Source organism: Rhizobium pantanalense, from assembly GCF_030182525.1.
In the GTDB taxonomy this organism is placed as follows: domain Bacteria; phylum Pseudomonadota; class Alphaproteobacteria; order Rhizobiales; family Rhizobiaceae; genus Rhizobium.
Map to the genome: position 1 here is coordinate 186,653 of NZ_JAQJCH010000007.1, position 22,050 is coordinate 208,702.

At 60.0% G+C, this 22,050-nt stretch carries 24 protein-coding genes; 11 read left to right on the plus strand and 13 right to left on the minus strand.

The window, feature by feature from the left end; genetic code table 11:
• Positions 1 to 59: 59 nt before the first annotated feature.
• The gene (locus tag PH558_RS19885; protein ID WP_095432993.1) at positions 60 to 701 is read left to right on the plus strand and encodes a LysE family translocator; all 642 of its coding nucleotides are present in this window, start codon (positions 60 to 62) and stop codon (positions 699 to 701) included.
• Here the strand turns inward: PH558_RS19885 and PH558_RS19890 are convergent.
• The 5 genes from PH558_RS19890 to PH558_RS19910 form a co-directional block, all read right to left on the minus strand.
• Positions 685 to 1,101: a hypothetical protein gene (locus PH558_RS19890; RefSeq protein WP_095432994.1), complete on the minus strand. Its 417-nt coding sequence runs from the start codon at positions 1,099 to 1,101 to the stop codon at positions 685 to 687. The two genes, PH558_RS19885 and PH558_RS19890, sit on opposite strands and share 17 nt — an antisense overlap.
• 5 nt (positions 1,102 to 1,106) lie before the next feature.
• The gene (rlmN, locus tag PH558_RS19895) at positions 1,107 to 2,342 is read right to left on the minus strand and encodes a dual-specificity RNA methyltransferase RlmN (RefSeq protein ID WP_285206135.1); all 1,236 of its coding nucleotides are present in this window, start codon (positions 2,340 to 2,342) and stop codon (positions 1,107 to 1,109) included.
• 287 nt (positions 2,343 to 2,629) lie between these two features.
• Entirely contained in the window at positions 2,630 to 3,178 is a 549-nt protein-coding gene (locus tag PH558_RS19900; protein WP_095432995.1) for an invasion associated locus B family protein, read from the minus strand.
• 332 nt (positions 3,179 to 3,510) lie between these two features.
• Entirely contained in the window at positions 3,511 to 3,900 is a 390-nt protein-coding gene (locus PH558_RS19905) for a YkvA family protein (RefSeq protein WP_095432996.1), read from the minus strand.
• A gap of 66 nt (positions 3,901 to 3,966) precedes the next feature.
• Positions 3,967 to 4,272: a 4a-hydroxytetrahydrobiopterin dehydratase gene (locus PH558_RS19910; protein WP_285206136.1), complete on the minus strand. Its 306-nt coding sequence runs from the start codon at positions 4,270 to 4,272 to the stop codon at positions 3,967 to 3,969.
• 137 nt (positions 4,273 to 4,409) lie between these two features.
• Here PH558_RS19910 and PH558_RS19915 point away from each other — a divergent pair, with 137 nt between their 5' ends.
• Positions 4,410 to 4,892, plus strand: a complete 483-nt coding sequence (locus tag PH558_RS19915) for a low molecular weight protein-tyrosine-phosphatase (RefSeq protein ID WP_285206137.1) — start codon at positions 4,410 to 4,412, stop codon at positions 4,890 to 4,892.
• Here PH558_RS19915 and thpR read toward each other — a convergent pair.
• Both thpR and PH558_RS19925 read right to left on the minus strand, forming a co-directional pair.
• On the minus strand, positions 4,823 to 5,419 hold the full coding sequence (gene thpR, locus PH558_RS19920) for an RNA 2',3'-cyclic phosphodiesterase (RefSeq protein WP_285206138.1): 597 nt from the start codon (positions 5,417 to 5,419) through the stop codon (positions 4,823 to 4,825). The two genes, PH558_RS19915 and thpR, sit on opposite strands and share 70 nt — an antisense overlap.
• Positions 5,420 to 5,487: 68 nt before the next feature.
• Positions 5,488 to 6,138, minus strand: coding sequence for an arylesterase (locus PH558_RS19925; protein ID WP_285206139.1), 651 nt, complete (start codon positions 6,136 to 6,138; stop codon positions 5,488 to 5,490).
• 82 nt (positions 6,139 to 6,220) lie between these two features.
• Here PH558_RS19925 and PH558_RS19930 point away from each other — a divergent pair, with 82 nt between their 5' ends.
• The 4 genes from PH558_RS19930 (at position 6,221) to PH558_RS19945 (ending at position 11,091) form a co-directional block, all read left to right on the plus strand.
• Positions 6,221 to 6,931 (plus strand): ABC transporter ATP-binding protein, encoded by a 711-nt coding sequence (locus tag PH558_RS19930; RefSeq protein WP_285206140.1) that lies wholly within the window; start codon positions 6,221 to 6,223, stop codon positions 6,929 to 6,931.
• On the plus strand, positions 6,928 to 9,477 hold the full coding sequence (locus PH558_RS19935) for an ABC transporter permease (RefSeq protein ID WP_285206141.1): 2,550 nt from the start codon (positions 6,928 to 6,930) through the stop codon (positions 9,475 to 9,477). Before PH558_RS19930 ends, PH558_RS19935 begins: the two co-directional genes overlap by 4 nt.
• 195 nt (positions 9,478 to 9,672) lie before the next feature.
• The gene (locus tag PH558_RS19940) at positions 9,673 to 10,413 is read left to right on the plus strand and encodes a Bax inhibitor-1/YccA family protein (RefSeq protein WP_095433002.1); all 741 of its coding nucleotides are present in this window, start codon (positions 9,673 to 9,675) and stop codon (positions 10,411 to 10,413) included.
• Positions 10,414 to 10,533: 120 nt separating this feature from the next.
• The gene (locus PH558_RS19945) at positions 10,534 to 11,091 is read left to right on the plus strand and encodes a GNAT family N-acetyltransferase (RefSeq protein WP_285206142.1); all 558 of its coding nucleotides are present in this window, start codon (positions 10,534 to 10,536) and stop codon (positions 11,089 to 11,091) included.
• A 106-nt stretch (positions 11,092 to 11,197) separates the two neighbouring features.
• Here PH558_RS19945 and PH558_RS19950 read toward each other — a convergent pair whose 3' ends face one another.
• From PH558_RS19950 to acnA, 3 genes are all read right to left on the minus strand, one after another.
• Positions 11,198 to 11,599, minus strand: a complete 402-nt coding sequence (locus PH558_RS19950) for a DUF2794 domain-containing protein (protein WP_095433004.1) — start codon at positions 11,597 to 11,599, stop codon at positions 11,198 to 11,200.
• A 329-nt stretch (positions 11,600 to 11,928) separates the two neighbouring features.
• Positions 11,929 to 12,672, minus strand: coding sequence for a DUF1223 domain-containing protein (locus tag PH558_RS19955; protein ID WP_095433005.1), 744 nt, complete (start codon positions 12,670 to 12,672; stop codon positions 11,929 to 11,931).
• Between the two features lie 256 nt (positions 12,673 to 12,928).
• A complete protein-coding gene (gene acnA / locus PH558_RS19960; RefSeq protein ID WP_095433006.1) occupies positions 12,929 to 15,619 on the minus strand; it encodes an aconitate hydratase AcnA in 2,691 nt (896 codons plus the stop codon).
• A 262-nt stretch (positions 15,620 to 15,881) separates the two neighbouring features.
• Between acnA and ccmA the strand changes: the two genes are divergently transcribed.
• From ccmA to PH558_RS19985, 5 genes are all read left to right on the plus strand, one after another.
• Positions 15,882 to 16,529, plus strand: a complete 648-nt coding sequence (gene ccmA, locus PH558_RS19965) for a heme ABC exporter ATP-binding protein CcmA (RefSeq protein ID WP_285206143.1) — start codon at positions 15,882 to 15,884, stop codon at positions 16,527 to 16,529.
• 256 nt (positions 16,530 to 16,785) lie between these two features.
• Positions 16,786 to 17,445, plus strand: coding sequence for a heme exporter protein CcmB (gene ccmB, locus PH558_RS19970; protein WP_113407849.1), 660 nt, complete (start codon positions 16,786 to 16,788; stop codon positions 17,443 to 17,445).
• Positions 17,446 to 17,524: 79 nt separating this feature from the next.
• Positions 17,525 to 18,283: a heme ABC transporter permease gene (locus PH558_RS19975; RefSeq protein ID WP_285206144.1), complete on the plus strand. Its 759-nt coding sequence runs from the start codon at positions 17,525 to 17,527 to the stop codon at positions 18,281 to 18,283.
• Position 18,284: 1 nt separating this feature from the next.
• Positions 18,285 to 18,458 (plus strand): heme exporter protein CcmD, encoded by a 174-nt coding sequence (ccmD, locus tag PH558_RS19980; protein WP_095433010.1) that lies wholly within the window; start codon positions 18,285 to 18,287, stop codon positions 18,456 to 18,458.
• Positions 18,455 to 19,066, plus strand: coding sequence for a DsbE family thiol:disulfide interchange protein (locus PH558_RS19985; protein ID WP_285206145.1), 612 nt, complete (start codon positions 18,455 to 18,457; stop codon positions 19,064 to 19,066). The genes ccmD and PH558_RS19985 overlap by 4 nt, the downstream gene beginning before the upstream one ends.
• A 164-nt stretch (positions 19,067 to 19,230) precedes the next feature.
• On the opposite strand, the gene PH558_RS19990 is transcribed toward PH558_RS19985, so the two are convergent.
• Genes PH558_RS19990 through ftsY form a run of 3 tightly spaced genes read right to left on the minus strand, consistent with a single transcriptional unit; the run spans position 19,231 to position 22,048 of the window.
• Complete coding sequence (locus PH558_RS19990; RefSeq protein ID WP_095433012.1) at positions 19,231 to 19,821, minus strand: DUF2585 domain-containing protein; 591 nt, start codon at positions 19,819 to 19,821, stop codon at positions 19,231 to 19,233.
• On the minus strand, positions 19,818 to 20,537 hold the full coding sequence (locus tag PH558_RS19995; protein ID WP_285206146.1) for a septation protein A: 720 nt from the start codon (positions 20,535 to 20,537) through the stop codon (positions 19,818 to 19,820). The genes PH558_RS19990 and PH558_RS19995 overlap by 4 nt, the downstream gene beginning before the upstream one ends.
• Entirely contained in the window at positions 20,534 to 22,048 is a 1,515-nt protein-coding gene (gene ftsY, locus PH558_RS20000; RefSeq protein WP_285206147.1) for a signal recognition particle-docking protein FtsY, read from the minus strand. Before ftsY ends, PH558_RS19995 begins: the two co-directional genes overlap by 4 nt.
• Between the last annotated feature and the right edge of the window lie 2 nt (positions 22,049 to 22,050).

Below are 22,050 nucleotides of genomic sequence, written 5' to 3' on the forward strand. Positions count from 1 at the left end.
AGCCGAAAGCCCGATAAGAAAACGCCAAGCACTATCATCCGGCTTTCGGAGCGACTTTCATGGATTTCATACCCAGTCTGCCGACCCTTCTGGCCTTCTCGGCAGCGAGCCTGCTGCTGGCGATGACGCCTGGTCCCGACATGACACTATCGATCAGCCGCGCGCTGGCGCAGGGTAAAAAGGCCGCGCTCTTCGTCGTACTCGGCACCACGCTCGGCGTTGTCGTCCATACCTGCCTCGTGGCCTTCGGCATCTCCGCGCTGATCACGGCTTCGCCGGTCGCCTTTACCGTACTGAAGACCGGCGGCGCTGCCTATCTGCTGTGGCTGGCGATCCAGGCGATCCGTTTCGGTTCCAGCCTGTCGGTCAAGAAGGTCGATACGGTCGGCGGAACGCCCTTCGCCAATATCTCGAATGGCTTCTGGGTCAATCTGCTGAATCCGAAGGTCATCATCTTCTTCATGACCTTTCTGCCGCAGTTCGTGACTGCCGGCGATCCTGCCGTCACGCACAAGCTGCTCTTCCTCGGCTTCTTCTTCATCGTCATCGGCATGCCGGTGAACATGCTCGTCGTTCTTGCTGCCGACGGTCTGTCGTCTTGGCTACAGCAGAATCGCGGCGTGATGCGCGGCCTCGACTACGCCTTTGCCGGCGTCTTCTCCATCTTTGCGGTGAAGATTTTCTTTACTCAGGCTCGCTGAGGATTGGGTGGCGGCCAGCGATTAACCAGTAAACGGTCGCGCAGGCCGCCCCGAGAAAAGCGAAGCAGACCGCGATCGTGATCAGATTAAGAGTTTGCGGCTTTTCCATAGAGCCGGAAATCAGAATGGATGCCACGGACGACAGGACCGCGCCGTAGATCGCGTATCCAAACCAGCGGCGAACCCCACGCCATTCCATGATGGGAATGACGATGAGAGATGGCAAAATGCTGACGATCATTGCGGCCTTGGTCATCTCGATGGTCAGAACGAAGAGCTCCGGCACACCGCTCCCCGGAAGAGTATAGGCAGCAACGCAAGCCAATACGAAACCCATCAGTGCGCAAGCGGCGAGATAGCCCCACAGGAGGCGTATCGGCTTGCGTAGTCCAAGGAGCATCGACCTCAATCCTCGCCGTGATTGGCGATCATCATCGCTTCGAATGCCAGGCGCTCCGTCTTGCGCATGCGCTCGGATTCCGACTTAAGCTGACCGCAGGCGGCGAGAATATCGCGCCCACGCGGCGTGCGAATTGGCGAGGCATAGCCAGCCGAATTGATGAAATCGGCGAATTTCTCGATCTGCTCCCAGTCGGAACACTGATAGTTCGTGCCCGGCCAGGGATTGAAGGGGATCAGGTTGATCTTGGCCGGAATGCCCTTCAGAAGCTGGATCAGTCCCTTCGCGTCTTCGAGGCTGTCGTTGACGCCCTTCAGCATCACATATTCAAAGGTGATGCGGCGCGCATTCGAGAGGCCGGGATAGGCGCGGCAGGCGTCCATCAGCTCCTTCAGCGAATATTTCTTGTTGATCGGCACCAGCATGTCGCGCAGGTCATCGCGCACGGCATGCAGCGAGATCGCCAGCATGACGCCGATCTCGTCGCCGGTGCGGTAGATTTCCGGTACGACGCCCGAGGTCGAAAGAGTGATACGCCGCTTCGACAAGGATAGGCCATCGCCATCCGACGCGATCAGCAGAGCCTGCTTGACGCTCTCGAAATTATAGAGCGGCTCGCCCATGCCCATCATGACGATGTTGCTGACCTTGCGTCCCTCGGCCGGCATGATCGTACCCTGCGGCGCTTCACGGTCCGGGAAATCGCCGAGTCGGTCGCGCGCCAGAAGCAACTGCGACAGGATCTCTTCCGCCGTCAGATTGCGCACTAGGCGCTGCGTGCCGGTATGACAGAAGGAACAGGTGAGCGAACAGCCGACCTGGCTGGAAATGCAGAGCGTGCCGCGCCCTTCTTCCGGAATATAGACGCTTTCGACTTCGACGGGACGGCCGGCGCCACGCGGCGGGAAGCGCAGCAGCCATTTGCGGGTGCCGTCATTGGAAACCTGCTCCTCGACGATTTCGGGACGCGCGATGGTGAAATGCGTCTTCAGCATTTCGCGCATGTCCTTCGACACGTTGGCCATGGCATCGAAATCGGAGACGCCGCGCACATAGATCCAGTTCCAGAGTTGGCTCACACGCATCTTGATCTGCTTGTCGGCAACGCCCTTTCCCCTAAGCGCCGCGCCCATCTCTTCGCGTGTCATGCCGATCAGCGATGGCTTCGGCGAAAGCTCGACGGGCTGCGATACCGGCATCGGCTTGAGCCTGGAGGGGGTTATGACATCAGTGGCGGACATAAGATCGTTCCAACGGTTCACATCGGCGATGCCGCAAAAGCTGACGCAAGCTGCGGATGCGGGCAAGGCACGGAAATCTGAAGATTCATGCGGTGGCGGGGCAAGCTATCTGCCGCACACCTATCGTTGGCGCGGCCTTTAGCATTAATTTCCGCTCGCGTCATCCCTTTCCCTCAAAAGCAAGAGTTGGCCTTCAAAAACGAAAGGCCGGTCGACTTGACCGGCCTTGCTCATTGCGGTCGCGGCAACGGAAAGATCACATTTGCGTGATCCTTCGACCCTCGATCTTATTTGCAGTTTTCGATCTGCTTCAGCGCAGCCGTCACACCCTTCAATGAATAGGTGTAGGAAGTGGCAGTACCCTTTTTTGAGGTTGCCGAAACCTTCAGCGAGTGGCCGGATTTCAGCGCGGCGACCAGTGCCGGCTCCTGCGCGGCGTTCTCCACCCACGCGGCCTTGTCCTTGGTGAACATCACGAAGGTCTTGTTGTCGATGGTGACGTTGACCTTCGAGTTGTCCTTGAGGGGATAGCCCATCATCGCCTGCGGTTCATAGGAGATGTTCTGGCCCGGACGCTGCGACACGATGAAGAAATTGTCGCCGTGGTCGATGCCCGTCGGCGGCGCCTTGGCCGTCGGCACGGAAAGAACGTAGCATACCTTACCGCCGGCGGACTGGTAGGAATAGGCACCCCACGCGTCGAATTGCTGAATGCGCGTCGGAGCCGCCGGCGCTGCTGGCGCCGCTGCCTGCGTCTGCTTCTTGGTCTGCGCGGACGCTATGCCGGTTCCGGCCAGAACGAGCGAGAGGGCGATTGCGAAGCTTTTTACAAACATGGTTTCCTGCCGATTTCTTGCGGTCCAGAGCTCATGGCGATTCGATTGACGCACGCCTGTGCTCGTGAGCTGCCTTATTTTGACTTTATTCAGGTTACCAAACCGTCAACGGAGCGCTGCCGCCACCGGCTCCGTGCCATTTCAATCCAGTTATCGCGCAAAGCTTGAAACGCATCAGAAGGAATTGGAAAACCCGGATGATGAAGTACCACCCTGCAGCTTCGATTTAAGACAGAAAGATTCGGGCAAGAATTTGACCTCGCTAAAATCAGGGAGGTCTCATAAATCTCTGGAAACCCGAGAGGATTCAGATCGGCTCAGCAAAACAAGCATCAGGCGGTCTTCATAGACTCGGGCTCGTTCTCCAGCGCGCGATCGGCGGCGTCGTAATGTTCCTGGCGGATATGGCCTCTAATCATGCTGAAAGCGAGCGTCAGCACCGCGACATCATCGGAAAAGCCGATGACGGCAAAGAAATCGGGGATAATATCAACCGGCATGACGAAATAGCCGAGCGCCGCCAGCAATATGCCGCGAACACGCGTCGGCGTCTGCGGGTCGAACGCACAATAGAAGGCGGCCACGACGTCGCGGGAAAAGGGAATATGGCGAGCTGCCTTCCGCAAGGTCGGCCAGAATTTTCTGCGCACCGATTTCTCCTGCTCTTTTTGGGTCTCTTCGTCACCAGGCATCAGGATTTCCCCGTACTTGATGTCATCCATTCCATTCACCTCAATCGAGGCCTGTCGGCCGGGCCGTGTAAACATATGGTGATCGCCTGCCGCGATTCAATCGATCCGGCGTGCCGCCGCCTTCTCCATCGCCTTCGCCAGTTTGACGTCATGATCGGTCAGGCCGCCGGCATCGTGTGTCGTCAGCTTCACCTCGACGCGGGAATAGACGTTGAACCATTCCGGATGGTGGTTGAATTTTTCCGCGGCAAGAGCGGCTTCCGTCATGAAGCCGAAGGCCTCGACGAAGTTGCGGAACTTGAAAGTCTTCGAAATCGAAAGGCCGTCATCCGCAAGCGCCCAGCCTCCAAGCTCCGCAAGATTTTCATCGATTGCCGCGCGGCCCAGTCTGTCGTATTTCATGGCAAGTCACTCCTCTCTAAAGCAATTCCAGAAAAACTGCGTATCGTTTTTTCCGTCCGGAATTGCGTAAAAGCAAAAGGGTAGAGCGTTTTCGCATTTCGAAGAAAAGCGGAAAGCTCTGGCGGTGAAACGATAACATGGATCGTCACAGGATACTTTTCGTCTGCGCCGGCAATATCTGCCGCTCGCCCCTCGCCGAAGGCATATTCAGACATCTGGCAAGCGAGGGCGGCCGTGGCGGTGAATTCGACATCGATTCAGCTGGCACCGGCGGCTGGCATCAGGGAGAACGCCCGGATCGCCGTTCGGTTGCGGTTGCCGCCGGCCACGGAATCGATATTTCAGCCCAGCGCGCTCGCCGCATCGAACCATCAGATTTCAGCCGGTTCGATCTTATCCTGGCAATGGATCAAGACAATTTGAAGAACTTGCGCAAGGCAGCACCCGCGGAATCCCTCGGGAGGCTGTATCTCTTCAATGCCCTGGCGCTCGGAAGCAACAAGGACATTCCCGATCCCTACTATGGCGACCGCGAGGATTTCGAAGCGGTTTACACCATGCTCTTGGCCGGCTGCAGCGCGTTGTTGCCCAAAGTTGGGAACGTGCTGCGGGGCTCGTGAAGCGGGAATATCTCTTCGGTGAGATAGGGACCGCCACCGACCGATTCGCGCGACGACAGAAGCACGAAGCGCCCGACCGTGAACGGCGCGGTGTAGAAATTGCCGCGACCGGAGAGATAGTGCACGACATCGTCGACCCGCGAGGACTTCAGCCTGGCGAGGGTCACATGCGGCGTGAACTTGCGGGGGTCCGGCTGCAGGCCGATACGCTGGCAGATACGCTCGATCTCGCCTTGCAGCGCGAACATATCCGGTGTCTGCGAGACCCCGGCCCAAACCGAATGCGGTTTCTTGGAGCCGAAGGAACCGATGCCCTCCAGCCGAAGCTGGAATTCAGGCCGATCTATCCGGTCCAGACGGTCGACGATCTCATCCGCGGTGCGGCCATCGACATCGCCGATGAAGCGCAAAGTGATGTGATAATTTTCAACGTCGATCCACCTGGCTCCCGGGAGACCACCGCGCAACAATGACAGGCTCATGGCCGCATTGCGCGGAATTTCGAGGGCGGTAAAAAGTCTCGGCATGACGAGCACTCCCCGAATCTCTTGCAGGTATAGGTAGGGAATCACGCATTTGCAGTCGGTGCAAGCATCTATTTCGCACCTGCGTCAATCATCCCTACAAAACTCATAACATCAGGCAACATATGCTCGACCATCACATCAACCCCCTTGGGGTTCGGATGCATCCCGTCCGACAGCTGCAAATCCGCATGGGTGGCAACGCCATCAAGGAAGAACGGATAGAGCGGAAGCTGATATTTGTCGGCCAGTCGCTTGTAGATCGGATTGAATTTATCGGCGTAGTTGCCCCCCATGTTCGGCGGCGCCAGCATGCCGACGAGAAGGATCGGGATCTTTCTGCCCTTCAGCCGCTCGATCATCGTCTCGAGGTTCTTTTCCGTCTGTTCCGGCGGAATGCCGCGCAGTGCGTCGTTGGCGCCAAGCTCCAGGATCACGCCATCCGTGCCATCGGGCACCGACCAGTCGATGCGCGAAAGGCCGCCCGATGTCGTATCTCCCGAAACACCGGCATCGGCGACGGCAATATCGAGCCCCTTGGCCTTCAGCGCCGCCTCAAGCTTCGCGGGAAAGCCGTCGCCCGGGGGCAGCTGATAGCCCGCCATCAGGCTGTCGCCGAAGCCGACCAACTGGATAGTCCGCGCCTCGGCGGCGCCAACAGCGCCAAACAAAAGACCGAAAGTGATGACAGCGAATTGAAGCGCGGCAACTTTAAAACCCATGATCCATTCCCTAAATTCGCTGCTCGGGCCAAATCGCGCCCGCCATTGTCTCTGATGTTCTCTGGTATATAGGGCGTTCGCATTGGCAAAAACCATCATCGAGCTGAAGAAGGCAGATTTGACGCTCGGCAATGCCGCCGCATCAGTCCATGTGCTGAAGGGTATCGATCTCACTGTGATGGAGGGTGAGGCCGTCGGCATCGTCGGCCCGTCCGGCTCCGGCAAGTCCACCCTGCTGATGGTACTGGCCGGCCTCGAGAAACTCGACAGCGGCGAACTTTTGATCCGCGACACGCCGCTGCATAGCCTGAGCGAAGATCGCATCGCCGATTTCCGCGGCCGGAACATCGGCATCGTTTTCCAATCCTTCCACCTGATCGCCAACATGACGGCGCTGGAAAATGTCGCCGTGCCACTGGAACTTGCGAATGTCCGCGATGCCTTCGCTATCGCCAGGCGGGAGCTGGAAGCAGTAGGATTAGGCCAGAGGCTCAATCATTATCCCGGCCAGCTTTCCGGCGGCGAGCAGCAGCGTGTCGCCATCGCCCGCGCGCTGGCGCCTTCGCCAGCCGTCCTGATCGCCGACGAACCGACGGGCAATCTCGATACCGATACCGGCCGGCAGATCGCCGACCTGCTCTTCGCCCAGCAGGCCGAGCGCGGCACGACCATGCTGCTCGTCACCCATGATCCCGCCCTTGCCGCCCGCTGCTCGCGCCAGATCCGCGTCCGTTCCGGCGAAATCGAGAACGACAGCATGCGCACGCGCACCAACCAGGCAGCCATTGCATGAGCGCGGCGGCGGGACTGCGCCTGCCCCTCGCCTTCCGCCTTGCCCTGCGCGAACTGCGCGGCGGCCTTGGCGGCTTCTACATCTTCCTTGCCTGCATCGCGCTCGGCACTGGCGCGATCGCTGCGGTCAATTCCGTTTCCCGTTCGATCACCGACGCGATCGCGACGCAGGGACAATCGCTGCTATCAGGCGACGCCCGTTTCGAACTGCGCAATCGCGAGGCGACGCCGGAAGAATTCGCCTATCTCCAAAGCTTGGGCAAAATTTCCCGCTCCACCGGGCTGCGTTCCATGGCACGTCTGCCCGATGGCTCGGATCAGGCGTTGGTCGAGGTCAAGGCCGTCGACAACGCTTATCCGCTCTACGGCACCTTCCAGGCCGATCCTGATCAGCCCTTGTCGACGCTGCTTGCCGCCAAGGATGGCGCCTATGGCGCCGTCGTAGCGCCCCTGCTGTTGGAACGCCTGAACCTCAAGGTCGGCAGCGATCTGCTGCTGGGCAATACGAAGCTGCGCATATCAGGCACCATCCAAAGCGAGCCCGACGCCGTCTCCGAAGGCTTCGGCTTCGCGCCACGTCTGATCACCAGCCGCGACGCCCTGATCGCCTCCGGCCTGATCACCACGGGCAGTCTGGTCGAACAATCCTACAAAATCCGCATGGACAACCCCGCAGCTGGCATCCGCAATCTCACTGACCGCGCCAACGCCGCCTTCCCGCAAGCCGGCTGGTCGATCCGCAGCAGCGACCGCGCTGCTCCCCAGCTCGCCGACAACGTCACCCGCTTCTCGCAGTTCCTGACGCTGGTCGGCCTGGCGGCGCTCATCGTCGGCGGAGTCGGCGTTGCCAATGCCGTACGCGCCTTCCTCGATTCGAAGCGCACGACCATCGCTACCTTCAAATGCCTGGGCGCGCCGGCCTTCGTCGTCGTGCTGATCTATCTCATCCAGATCGCCGTCGTTGCGCTCGCCGGCATAGCAATTGGCCTCGTCCTCGGCGCCATTGCGCCCATGATCGCATCGCAATTCATGGCAGAATTCCTGCCGATTTCGACTGCGCCGCGGCTCTATCCCGGCGCGCTGACGCTTGCCGCTCTCTTCGGCCTCCTGACGACGCTGGCGTTCGCCATTCCGCCGCTCGGCCATGCCCGCGAGGTGCCGGCAACGGCGCTGTTTCGCGAGCAGGGCTTCGAAGCGCGACGCCTTCCCGGCTGGCCCTATCTGCTCGCCGCCGGTGTGCTGATGGCGGCACTCGCCGCCCTGGCGATCGTCACTGCCTATGATCGCTTCATCGCAGTCGTCGTCGTCGTCTCGATCGCCGGCGCTTTCGTGGTGCTGCGCCTGGTAGCAGCCCTGCTCTCCTGGCTTGCCCGCCGCAGCCCGCGCGTGCGATCGCCCGCTTTGCGCCTGGCGATCGGCAACATCCACCGGCCGGGCGCGCTCACCTCCTCCGTCGTGCTCTCGCTCGGCCTCGGCCTGGCGCTACTCGTCACCCTGACGCTGATCGACGGCAATATGCGCCGCGAACTCATGGGCCGCATGAGCGAACAGGCGCCGAACTTCTTCTTCGTCGATATTCAGGGGCCGGAACTGGAAGGCTTCCGCAAGATCGTCCTCGACATCGACCCCAAGGGCAAGCTCGTCGAAGCGCCGATGCTCCGCGGGCGCATCGTCGCCTTCAACGACGAGGATGTCACCAAGATGAAGGTGCCGGCGGCCGGCCAATGGGTGCTGCGTGGCGATCGCGGCATCACCTATGCCGATACGGTGCCGGAAAACGCTTCGGTCACCGAAGGCAAATGGTGGGACAAGGATTATAGCGGCGAACCGCTGGTCTCCTTCTCCGAAGAGGAAGGCAAGGCGCTCGGCCTGAAACTCGGCGACAAGGTCACCGTCAACGTGCTCGGCCGCAACGTCACCGCCAAGATCGCCAGCTTCCGCAAGGTGCAATGGCAGTCGCTGTCGATCAATTTCGTGATGATCTTCTCGCCCAATACCTTCAGGGGCGCACCGCACGCCTGGCTCGCGACCCTGACCGACACATCCGCCACCTCGGAGCAGGAAGCGGCGATCCTGAGGAAAGTTACCAATACCTACCCAACCATCACAAGCGTCCGCGTCAAGGATGCGCTCGATGTCGTCAACACGCTCGTGGGACAGCTGGCGACGGCGATCCGTTCCGCCGCCTCCGTCGCGCTCATCGCATCCGTGCTTGTGCTGGCGGGAGCGCTTGCCGCCGGCAACCGCGCCCGCACGCATGATGCGGTCATCCTCAAGACGCTCGGCGCGACGCGCGCGACATTGATCCGTGCCTTCAGCTACGAATATCTGATCCTGGGCGCCGCAACCGCCATCTTCGCGCTGGTCGCCGGCTCCGCATCCGCTTGGTACATCGTCAGCCACATCATGCGCTTGCCTTCTGCCTTCCTGCCCGATGTCGCTTTCTCCACCCTAGTTATTGCGCTGATTTTGACCGTCAGCATCGGCCTGATCGGCACCTGGCGCATCCTGGGCCAGAAGGCAGCGCCTGTTCTGCGCGAGCTCTGATTCGTTACGGAGATGAACCGGAAGCCGGCAAAACGGCTCGATATTACATCGATTTAACCTGCGCCGGATCGCTTGACCCTTGTGTATGAGGCCCGAAAGCCTCATATTCTGTGCAGGCATGCTGAGCTCCGCAGCGGCGCCTGGGCCTTGAAAGACCCGACACCGTAATCACATCGGAGCTTGAAAGAGGAAAACATGGCTGACTTCCGCAATTACCAAAACCGGGCGCAGAGCGGTGCGCAATCCGGTGCGATGATAGACGAGGGCCTTCGAGCCTACATGCTCAAGGTCTATAACCTGATGGCGCTGGGTCTGGCGATCACGGGTGTTGCCGCCTATCTATCCTTCTCGCTCGCCTTTGCAAACGGACAGATCACGGCCTTCGGCCAGGCGATCTATCTCAGCCCGCTGAAGTGGGTTGTCATTCTCGCCCCGCTGGCAATGGTCTTCTTCCTGAGCTTCAGGATCAACCGCATGAGCGTGGCCGCCGCGACGACGACCTTCTGGGTCTACGCCGCGCTGGTAGGTCTGTCGCTGTCGTCGATCTTCATCATCTACACCGGTCAGAGCGTCGTGCAGACCTTCTTCGTGACCGCCGCCTCCTTCGGCGCGCTGTCGCTGTTCGGCTACACGACGAAGCGTGATCTGTCCGCGATGGGTTCGTTCCTGATGATGGGTCTCTTCGGCCTGATCATCGCAACGCTCGTCAACATCTTCCTGGCTTCGTCCGCCCTGCAGTTCGCCATCTCGGTGATCGGCGTCCTGATCTTCGCAGGCCTCACCGCCTGGGATACACAGCGGATCAAGGAAATGTACTACGAAGCCGACGACGTGACCGTGGCTGGCCGCAAGGCGATCATGGGCGCCCTGTCGCTGTACCTCGACTTCATCAACCTGTTCATGTTCCTGCTGCAGTTCATGGGCAACCGCCGTTAATCGCACGGGATGAATGAGACATGAAAAGGCGGCCTCGGCCGCCTTTTTTTATTTGCTTGGGCAGACGCCCTGCGATTTGATAGCGCCCGTCGTAAATTCGCAGATCAGGCAATAGAAGCAATGTCCGTCAGCCTCCGCAGTGCAACTTCAGACGACCTTCCCCATATCACCGCCATCTACAGAGATTCCGTCCTGAACGGTACGGCAAGCTACGAAATCACGCCGCCGAGTCAGGAAGAGATGGCGGCCCGGTTCGAGGCAATCCGTGAAAAGGGCTATCCCTATCTCGTCGCCGAAGACGAGACCGGCGCGTTCCTCGGCTATGCCTATGCCTCCGCATTCCGCACGCGGCCGGCCTATCGCTGGATGGTGGAGGATTCGATCTATCTGGCGCCGGAGGCGCGCGGGCGCGGCGTCGGCAGATTACTCCTCGATGCACTCGTCGAAAGCTGCCAGAGACTCGGCTTCCGCCAGATGATCGCCGTCATCGGCGGCGCCCATCCCGCCTCCGTCGCCGTGCATCGCGCCGCAGGCTTTGCCGAAGTCGGGCTCTTGAAGGGCACGGGCTACAAGCATGGCCGGTGGCTGGATACGATGCTCATGCAGAAGGCGCTGGGCCAGGGTGCGGAGAGCGATCCCGATCCCTCGGTTTATCCTGGGACGTTATTTGGGGAATAGTATTAGTATCGGATCTATGAGTCCGCAGAGCCTGTGACACCCCCTCTGTCACTTCGTGACAGAGGGGGTGTCACACTCGCCACAAGCGCGAGCCAATGACGAGAAACTACTTCTCCACCAGCTTCAGCTGCTTGTCGAAAACTTTCAACACTTGGTTCAGGTCATGACCGCGTTTCAGGATCATGCCGTTGGTATTGACGACGGAAAAGGCGCCCTGCTTCGCGGCGAGCTTCGGATTCTTTTCGATGCGGAAGAGCGGCATTTCGCCGGAGCGCTTGAAGACGGAGAAAACCGCCTTGTCCTTCAAATGGTCGATGGCGTAGTCGCGCCACTCGCCTTCGCCAACCATGCGGCCATAGATCCAGAGAATCGCATCCAGCTCCCGGCGATGAAAGGTCACCGGTAGCGGGTCCTTGCTCTGTTTGTATTCTCTGAGATCAACGACGACGGATGAATTGGTATCTGCGGAACGGCTTTCACCGTGTCTCAAATCCGGCTGATCAGTCATCAATCCCCCAGGGGCTATCTCATGACAGGAGAATGACAGTTTGCCTCAGCCACATCAAATTGCAAGACGGCTGGCGGCTCACAATTTCTTTCCCAGCTGTGAAAGCACCTCGTCAGTGCCGCATTTCAGCCAAAACGACGCCCAATTTACAGGAAGTATAGAGGACTGTTTGGCGCCGCCGCGTCAAACGGCCCGGCCGGGACGCATCGATTAAACCCCAGCCCCGAATGCGTCCTCGCCGGGCACCTCCCCTATTGGGCATCAGCCAAAATAGGAAGCCTTTCGACCACGCCAAAATGGAAGACCTCCGGCAAAGCTGGAAAAACCGCTCAGCCGTCCGAACCGACCGTCAGAACAGTCGCCCCGAGAATGGCAGCCGGATCGCCCGAAGATGTCGACGACTGCAGCAGGATCGCGAGGCCTCGCCGGCCGGCCTTATCCAGCACGGTCGACGGCAGCACGAGGCTCATAGCCTTGCCGTCCCACATGCCGACTGTTTCGACATCGGATACCGCGTGCATATAGGCAATCTGCTGGCCGTTGTTTTCGCCGCCTTTCGGCGCCACCATCTGTTCCTTGTCGAAATAGACGGCAACGACATTCGCCCTGCCCTGCCCGGCGCCGATCTTGATCTCCAGCTCGTCGCCCTTCATGGCGGCATTCACCGGAACCGTCAGCCCTTCGCCAAGGCGCTGAAAATCATCGAGCTTGACGTTGATGGCATCGAGATCCGCGCCGTTCATGTGATCCCTGCCATTGACGATCGCCTGCGGCGTATAGACGCCGCTGCGGCCCATCGTCCGGGCGTAGGCATATTGGCGCGCCGTATTATCCTTGGACGCCATGGTGTCGTTCCAGCCGAGATAGTTCCAATAATCGACGTGATAGGCGAGTGCCACGACATTACCCTGGCGGATCAGCTTGCGGAAAGCGGCATCGGCGGGCGGACAGGAAGCGCAACCTTGCGAGGTAAAGAGTTCGACAACGCCCTTGATCTTCGCAGCCTCCTGCGCATGCAGCGAACTTGCGAGCGCAATGCCTGCCAGAAGTGGAGCCAAAAACCGAAGGCGCATTCTATCTTACCTCTGCATCCAATCTCGAGCGCCGTCTGCCTACACGGGCTCTGCAAAACTCGCGCTTTTTGGGGCGACCAGGCCACATCAAGCCCGAAAAATCTGAAACAAGAGATAATAGTTTAACGCGATGACGCAAAGTCACGATGGGGTGAGGCCGGAGTGAGCGGAAGCCTCGCAGTACACATCACCGTGAAAAACAAGAGGCCGCCGGAAGAGTTTTCCGGCGGCCTCCCATAACAGCGTTTAATGCCTATCAGGCAGCGAGATCGCGCAGAACGGTCTGCAGGATGCCGCCATTGTTGACGTAGACGACCTCATCCAGCGTATCGATGCGGCAGATAATCGGAACGTCCTTCACCGAGCCGTCGCCATAGGTGATCTTGGCGATCTTACGCTCGCGTGGCTTGATGTGCTCAAGGCCTTCGATCGTGACCAGTTCGTCGCCCTTCAGACCGAGGCTTGCCCAGGTGGTGCCTTCCTCGAAGACGAAGGGGATGACGCCCATTCCCACAAGGTTCGAGCGGTGGATGCGCTCGAAGGACTGGGCGATCACGGCGCGGACGCCGAGCAGGTTCGTGCCCTTGGCAGCCCAGTCGCGCGACGAGCCGTTGCCATATTCGACACCGGCGAAGATGACGAGCGGAACGCCCTCGGCCTTGTACTGCATGGCCGCATCGTAGATCGACGTCTCTTCCTTGGACGGATAATGGATGGTGTAGCCACCTTCCTTGCCGTTCGGGCCGAGCATGTGGTTGCGGATGCGGATGTTGGCAAAAGTACCGCGCATCATGACTTCGTGGTTGCCGCGGCGCGTGCCGTACTGGTTGAAATCGGCAACGCCGACGCCGTGACCGAGGAGGTACGAGCCGGCCGGAGAAGCAGCCTTGATCGAACCGGCCGGAGAAATATGGTCGGTGGTGATCTTGTCGCCGAAGAGGCCGAGAACGCGAGCGCCCTTGATGTCGGAAACGCCGGCGCCCTTTTTGCCCATGCCCACGAAGTAAGGCGGGTTCTGCACATAGGTCGAGTTGTCGTCCCAGGCATAGGTCTGGCCCGGAGGAACCTGCACGGCCTGCCAGTTGGCATCGCCCTTGAAGACGTCGGCATACTTGGTTTCATAAAGCTCGCGGGTGACGTACTTCTGGATGAACTCCTGAACCTCATGCGAGGTCGGCCAGATGTCCTTCAGATAGACCGGCTTGCCGTTCTGGTCTTCGCCGATCGGCTCCTTCGTCAGGTCGAGCTGCACCGAGCCGGCGAGCGCGTAGGCGACGACGAGCGGCGGCGAAGCGAGATAGTTCGCCTGGACGTCAGGCGAGATACGGCCTTCGAAGTTGCGGTTACCGGAGAGGACGCCCGATACGATCAGGCCCTTGTCGTTGATCGTCTTCGAGATCGGCGCCGGCAGCGGGCCGGAATTGCCGATGCAGGTGGTGCAGCCGAAGCCGACCAGGTTGAAGCCGAGCTTGTCGAGATCGGCCTGCAGGCCGGACTTGGCAAGATATTCGCCGACGACCTGCGATCCCGGTGCTAGCGAGGTCTTGACCCACGGCTTGGTCTTCAGGCCCTTGGCAACGGCGTTGCGGGCGAGAAGGCCGGCAGCGATCAGCACCGACGGGTTGGACGTGTTGGTGCAGGAGGTGATGGCGGCAATCGCAACGTCGCCATGGCCGATATCGAAATCCGTGCCTTCGACCGCATAGCGGTTGGAGAGCTGACCGGGCTTCTTGTATTCGGTTTCGAGCGAAGTCGCGAAACCGGAAGCGATGTTTTCCAGCGCGATGCGGCCTTCCGGACGCTTCGGGCCGGCCATGGACGGCACGACATCGCCGAGATCGAGTTCCAGCGTGTCGGTGAAGACGAGATCGGAACCGTCATTGTCGCGCCACATGCCCTGAGCCTTGGAATAGGCTTCGACGAGCGCGATACGGTCCTTGGCGCGGCCGGACATGTTGAGATAGTTCAGCGTTTCCTTGTCGACCGGGAAGAAGCCGCAGGTCGCGCCATATTCCGGACCCATATTGCCGATGGTGGCGCGGTCGGCGAGCGGCATGTTGTCGAGGCCGGGGCCAAAGAATTCGACGAATTTGGAAACAACGCCCTTCTTGCGCAGCATCTGCACGACGGTCAGAACGAGGTCGGTCGCGGTGACGCCTTCCTTGAGCTTGCCGGTGAGCTTGAAGCCGATGACTTCAGGCAGCAGCATCGAGACCGGCTGGCCGAGCATGGCGGCTTCAGCTTCGATACCGCCGACACCCCAGCCGAGAACGCCGAGGCCGTTGATCATGGTCGTGTGCGAATCGGTGCCGACGCAGGTGTCGGGATAAGCGATCGTTTCGCCGTCCTCTTCCTTCGTCCAGACGGTCTGGCCGAGATATTCGAGGTTCACCTGGTGACAGATGCCGGTGCCGGGAGGAACGACGCGGAAGTTCTTGAATGCCTGCTGGCCCCACTTCAAGAAGCGGTAGCGCTCCCCATTGCGCTGGTATTCCAGCTCGACGTTCTTGGCGAAAGCCTGCGGCGTGCCGAATTCGTCGACGATGACGGAGTGGTCGATGACGAGGTCGACGGGAACGAGCGGGTTGATCTTTTCCGGATCGCCGCCGAGCGAAACCATGGCGTCGCGCATGGCGGCAAGGTCGACAACGGCCGGAACGCCGGTGAAGTCCTGCATCAGCACGCGTGCGGGACGATAAGCGATTTCGTTCTCGACGGTGCCCTTGTTGGTCAGCCATTCGGCGACAGCAAGGATATGGTCCTTCGTGACCGACTGCCCGTCTTCAAAACGCAGCAGGTTTTCCAGAAGCACCTTCATAGAATAAGGCAGCTTGGAAACGCCGGGCAGACCATTGGCTTCAGCCTTGGGAAGGCTGAAGTAGACATAGTCTTTCCCGTCCACGGTCAGCGTGGAACGACAATTGAAACTGTCAAGAGATTTAGACACGAGATACCCCGTTTCTGATAGCCAACACAGTCGTGCGAACGCCTATGCACTTTATGCACATCAGGATGCGGGTACGGCCATTTCCGCTGTCCGCACGTAAGGGTAAAACCTTAAGTTCGGCGCAAGGATTGAATTCACGCCGGCCGCTGGCGTGGTTGCAGGTCTTATAGATAATTTCGTAAAGACTTGCCAGAGTGACAAAGCGCAAATTTGGACAATTTTTTGCGCGCTGCGGCAACGATAACGGGGAAAGTCTGAGCGAATGCATCTAAGCGCTGAAAATCTGGCGGAAAGGCGTGGCGAAGACCTGATTTTCTCGAACGTTTCCTTTGACTTGGGAGGTGGCGACGCCCTCATTCTGACCGGGCGCAACGGGTCGGGAAAGTCAACGCTTCTGCGTGTCGTGGCAGGCCTTCTGAAGCCGGAAAAGGGCCGTGTCACCTTCACCGGAAATGACGGAGAATCGGGCCGGCCGGCCGGTGAAGCCAGCCACTATCTCGGTCACCGCAATGCGATGAAATCCGAGCTGACCGTCACGGAAAATCTGACCTTCTGGAAAACCTTCCTCGGCGATGTGCCGGGCGGCTCCGGCCTGGCTGTCGATGAAGCCGCCGACGCCGTCGGGCTTGCTGGCATCACCCATTTGCCCTTCGGCTATCTCTCCGCCGGTCAGCAGCGGCGAATCGCTTTCGCCAAACTTCTGGTCGCCCATCGCCCGATCTGGATCCTCGACGAACCGACGGCAGCGCTCGACAGCTCCGCCGACCGGCTGTTTGCGGAGCTGATCTCAGCCCATCAGAAGAGCGGCGGCATCGTTATTGCCGCGACGCACCAGCCGCTGGGTTTGGAGAACGTACAGGAGATGCGGATGACGGGGTTTGCCGGGGTGAGTGAGGGAGTGTGGGGATGATGCAGATATTTCCTCCCATGCCGAGCTTGCGATACCCCCCTCTGTCCCTTCGGGACATCTCCCCCACAAGGGGGGAGATTGTTGGGAGTTTGCCGCACCCGCTTACAAAACCAGCGGGTTCAGCTTCTACAAATTCGATGTTGGCTCGGGACATGAGCGCGCCACAAGTTACCAATCTCCCCCCTTGTGGGGGAGATGTCGCGAGAGCGACAGAGGGGGGTACTCGAGGTATATCTCAACATGAAAGAGTCTCCCCATGACCGCCCTCTTCCTCCGCGACCTCAGACTTTCGGTGCGCGCCGGCGGCGGGGCGTTGATCGGCATCCTCTTCTTTCTCACCGTCGTCGCCGTCATTCCCTTCGGCGTCGGACCCGACCTCAAGCTTCTCTCGCACATCGGTCCCGCCATCGTCTGGATCGGAGCGCTGCTGGCGAGCCTTCTCGGCCTCGACCGGCTGTTCCAGGCCGAGCGTGACGATGGTTCGCTCGATCTGCTCGTCATGCAGGAAACGCCGCTGGTATTGACGGTCTTCATTAAATGCGCAGCGCATTGGATCGCGACAGGCTTGCCCCTCGTCATCGCCTCGCCACTGCTCGGCCTCTTTATGAATATGAACGACACGGCTATCGGCGCGACGGCCCTGACCCTGCTCGTCGGCTCGCCGGCGATCACCTTCATCGGCGCGGTTGGTGCTGCCGTTGCCGTGGCGCTGCCGCGCGGCGGACTACTGGTCTCCATTCTGGTGCTACCGCTCACGATCCCCGTGCTGATCTTCGGCGTCAGCGCCACCTATGCCACAGTCGAAGGGCCGCAGCCGTTCCTGCCGCCCTTCCTCATCCTGATCGCGCTCACCTTGTTCTTCGCCGTCCTCGGCCCCGCCGCTGCTGCTCTTGCCCTGCGTAACACGACTGATTGATCGCAATAAGATACTGTTTCGTCCATCTGAGGCAATGCGGTCGATTGCCGGAAAAGGCATATCGGGTTAAACAAGCCGCATGAGCGATATCACTGCGATCAGCCGATTTTCCGACCTTGCCAACCCCACGCGGTTCCTGGCTTTCTCGGCGCGTCTCATTCCCTGGCTGGCGGCCATCTCGGCCGTGCTCTTCGTGATCGGCCTCTATCTGTCCTTTACGACCGAGGGCGATTACCAGCAGGGCGATACCGTCCGCATCATGTATATTCACGTTCCGGCCGCCTGGCTGTCGATGATGTGCTACACGATCATGAGCATGTCGGCGATCGGCACGCTGGTCTGGCGCCATCCGCTCGCCGATGTCGCCGGCAAGACGGCGGCACCGCTCGGCGCCGCCTTCACGCTGATCGCGCTGGTGACGGGCTCGCTCTGGGGCAAGCCGATGTGGGGCACCTATTGGGTCTGGGATGCGCGCCTCACCTCGGTCTTCATCCTTTTCCTGATGTATCTCGGCCTGATCGCGCTGAACCGCGCCATGGATGATCCTTCCAAAGCGGCCCGGGTTGCATCCATCCTGACGCTGGTCGGCTTCATCAATATTCCGATCATCAAGTTCTCCGTGGACTGGTGGAATACGCTGCATCAGTCGGAAAGCATCATGCGCATGGATGGCCCGGCCATCGATACGGAATTCCTCTGGCCGCTCTTCACCATGGCACTCGCCTTCACGCTGCTGTTCTTCACGCTGCACCTGATGGCGATCCGCAACGAGATCTGGCGACGGCGCATCGCCACCCAGCGCCGCATGGCCGCGCGCATGGCGAGCCGGGAGGAGTAGCATGTCGCATCCGTTCTACGTCTTCGGCTCCTATGGCTTTGCGGCGTTCATGATCCTTGCTGTTATTACCTGGATCTGGATCGAAGGACGCCTGCGCCGTCGTGAGCTCGCCGCATTGGAAGCCTCCGGCATCCGCCGCCACTCGCAGCACTCGCCCGAGAGCAAGACGAAATGACTGCGGATACCGATAACAAGGATCAGCCGAAATCCAGCGGCACCGCACGCTATATGCTGGCGCTCATCCCGCTGATCGTCTTTGCCTGCATCGCATTTGCGGTCGGCAAGGTCATGTATGATCAGGAAGTGCACGGCACCGATATATCGGCTATTCCCTCGGCACTCATTGGCACTAAGGCGCCGAAGCTCGCGCTCGCGCCGCTCGACGGCTCCAACCTGCCGGCATTGACCGATGACGCCATCAAGGGCAAGCTGACGCTCGTCAACGTCTTCGCCTCCTGGTGCATCCCCTGTCGTGATGAACACCCTGTACTGAAGGAACTGGCCAAGAGCGGCCAGCTCAACATCGTGGCCATCAATTACAAGGACACGAGCGAAAACGCCCTCCGCTTCCTCGGCGAACTCGGCAATCCCTACAACGCCATCGGCATCGACCCGAACGGCTCCGCCGCCATCGACTGGGGCGTCTACGGCATTCCGGAATCCTATCTCGTCTCGCCCGACGGCACGATCCTCTACAAGCAGGTTGGCCCGTTTACGCCGACCAGCCTGAAGGAGAGGCTCTATCCGGCGATAGCGAAGGCGCAGGGGAAGCCGGCGTCTTAACTCCCTTCTCCCCTCGGGGAGAAGGTGCCCGAAGGGCGGATGAGGGGGCTGGGCACGAAGCAACAAAGCCTTGAGCGGCGAACAAAAGTCATCACTCTCCCGAAACGCCCCCTCACCCGGCGCTATCGCGCCACCCTCTCCCCGCAGGGGCGAGGGTGAAAAGATTAAATCCCGCCCTGCCACGTTTTGATCGCATCGACCGGCCAGACCAGCATCAGCACGTTGAGCGTGAGATTGTCGCGGATCAAATAGCCGGTGAGCAACTCGAAGAAGATGGCGATGGCAACCGTCACCAGCACCGGCGCGCGCCAGGCAAACAGGAAACCGACCACCATGAACACGGCATCCATCGACGAGTTGAGGATGCTGTCGCCGACGTAGTCGAGCGAGATTGTCGCGGCGCGGTAGCGGTTGATGATGATCGGGGAATTTTCCAGGATCTCCCAGCCGGATTCGATCAGCATGGCAACGAAGAGCCGCATCGACAGTGGCTTGCCGCGCATGATCAGATGCGTGAGACCGAAGAAGAGGAAACCGTGGATGATATGCGATGGGGTGTACCAGTCGGCGATGTGCTGCGAATTGCCGCTGGATTTCACCACCGGCTCGAACAGCTTCACGTAACCGCAGGTGCAGATCGGCACGCGGCCCATCATGTATTCAGCGACGATCTGCACGAGCAGAACGACAGCGCAGGCGATGAACCAGAAGCTCTGTTGCCGATAGCGGCTTTGGGCGTCGATGGCCTCGCTCATTTGCCGTTTTCCACCGGTGGCTCGACCGTGTGCTTCATGATCAGCGGCATCTGCGACAGAGTGAAGAGGATGGTGATCGGCATCGTTCCCCAGACCTTGAAGTTCACCCAGAGATTATCCGCCGCCTTGGTGTCCGGAAGATAAAGCCAGTTCGAACCGCGCCAGACGACTTCGTTGAGCACGGCAAGAACGAAGAAGAAAATACCCCAGCGCAGCGTCAGCTTGCGCCAGCCCTCGGCATCCAGCTGAAAGGCGGCATTGAAGACATAGCCGAGCAGCGACTTGCCGAAGGCAAGGCCGCCGAGCAGAACGATACCGAACAGCGCGTTGACGATGGTCGGCTTCATCTTGATGAAGGTTTCGTTCTGAAGATAGATGCCGAGCGCACCGAAAATCAGCACCACAATGCCGGAGACGAAAGGCATCAGCGGCAAATGGCCGAGCATGACCTTCGAAACGATGAGCGAGATCACCGTTGCCGCCATGAATAAGCCAGTGGCGACGAAGAGCGGGCCGCCGAGCGTCGCCAGCTGCGGAAAATGCTGCGCCAGCCATTCGCCGCGCAGATTGCCGAAAAAGAACACCAGCAAAGGTCCGAGTTCCAGCACCAGCTTCAGCATCGGATGATGCCTGTCGGCGGCACTTGGGGTGAGATCGCTGTCGCTGGTCGTCATTGCGGCACTTTCCCCGTCATCAAACTTGTTCTTGTCATTCATTGGCTGCTTACAGTCCCCGTACCGGCGATGGCATGAGCAAAATCCTCGGCTTCGAACGGCTCGAGATCCTCTACACCTTCGCCGACGCCGATGAAATAGACCGGCAGCTTATGCTTGGCCGAGATGGCAACAAGGATGCCGCCCCGCGCCGTGCCGTCAAGCTTGGTCATGATCAGGCCATTGACGCCGGCAACATTGCGGAAGATTTCCACCTGGTTCAAGGCGTTCTGGCCGGTCGTCGCATCGAGCGTCTGCAGCACGGTATGCGGCGCATCCGGATCGAGCTTGCCGAGCACGCGCACAATCTTTTCGAGCTCCGCCATCAGCTCCGCCTTGTTCTGCAGACGGCCGGCGGTATCGATGATCAGCACGTCACTCTTGTTGGCCTTGGCCTGCTGGAAGGCATCGAAGGCGAGGCCGGCAGCATCCGCGCCGAGCTTGGTGCCGATGAAGTCCGATTTCGTACGCTCCGCCCAAATCTTCAATTGCTCAATGGCGGCCGCACGGAACGTATCGCCGGCAGCCAGCGTAACCTTCAGTCCGGCACCGGAAAGCTTCGCCGCCAGCTTGCCGATCGTCGTCGTCTTGCCGGTGCCGTTGACGCCGACGACGAGGATCACATGAGGCTTGTGGCTGAGATCGAGCTGCAGCGGCTTTGCCACAGGCTTCAGCACCTTGGCGATTTCCTGCGCCATGATGCGGGTCACGTCTTCGCCGGTCACATCCTTGCCGTAGCGTTCGGATGCCAGCGTATCGGTGACGCGCATCGCCGTTTCGACGCCGAGATCGGCCTGGATCAATAGATCCTCCAGATCCTGCAGCGTCTGATCGTCGAGCTTGCGCTTGGTAAAAAGCGCCGTGATCTGGCCGGTCAGCTGCGACGAGGTGCGCGCAAGCCCGGCGCGCAGGCGCTGGAACCAGGAGAGTTTTTGTTTTGGGGCTTCTGGAGCCGGTGCCGGAGCGGAAGCGGCGATGGAGAAACCCTTGGGGAGGATGGGGGTTTCGGCTGCGGGTTCGCTGGTTTCGGAGAAGGGTTCCGAGTCTTCCGACGAAAGTTCCGGGCTTGCCGAGGCTTCGTCACCCCCCTCTGTCCTATCGGACATCTCCCCCACAAGGGGGGAGATCGGTTCAGAGGAGGTTTCCTCGAAAACGACATCGGCCTCAGTATTGGTGGATTGCTCCGACTCGACCGACTGTACTTCTTCAGGCTGCGTTCTCGTCTTGGGCTCGGCGGAAGCAACTGGCTCTACAACCTGCGCGGCCTGTTGTTCCTGCTCAGCCGACGCCTCGCCCTCCAACCGATCTCCCCCCTCGCGGGGGAGATGTCCCGAAGGGACAGAGGGGGGTGACGAGGGCTCGGCAAACTCAGAAGCCGCCGAAACATCTACAGCGGGCGCTTCCTGCTCGACAACGGGCACATCAACCTTCTGAGAATCCTCCGCAGGCGCCTGCTCCTCGGCCGGCTTTTCGCGGCCGAAGGTGAAGACTTTTTTGATGAAACCGAGCGCCATGA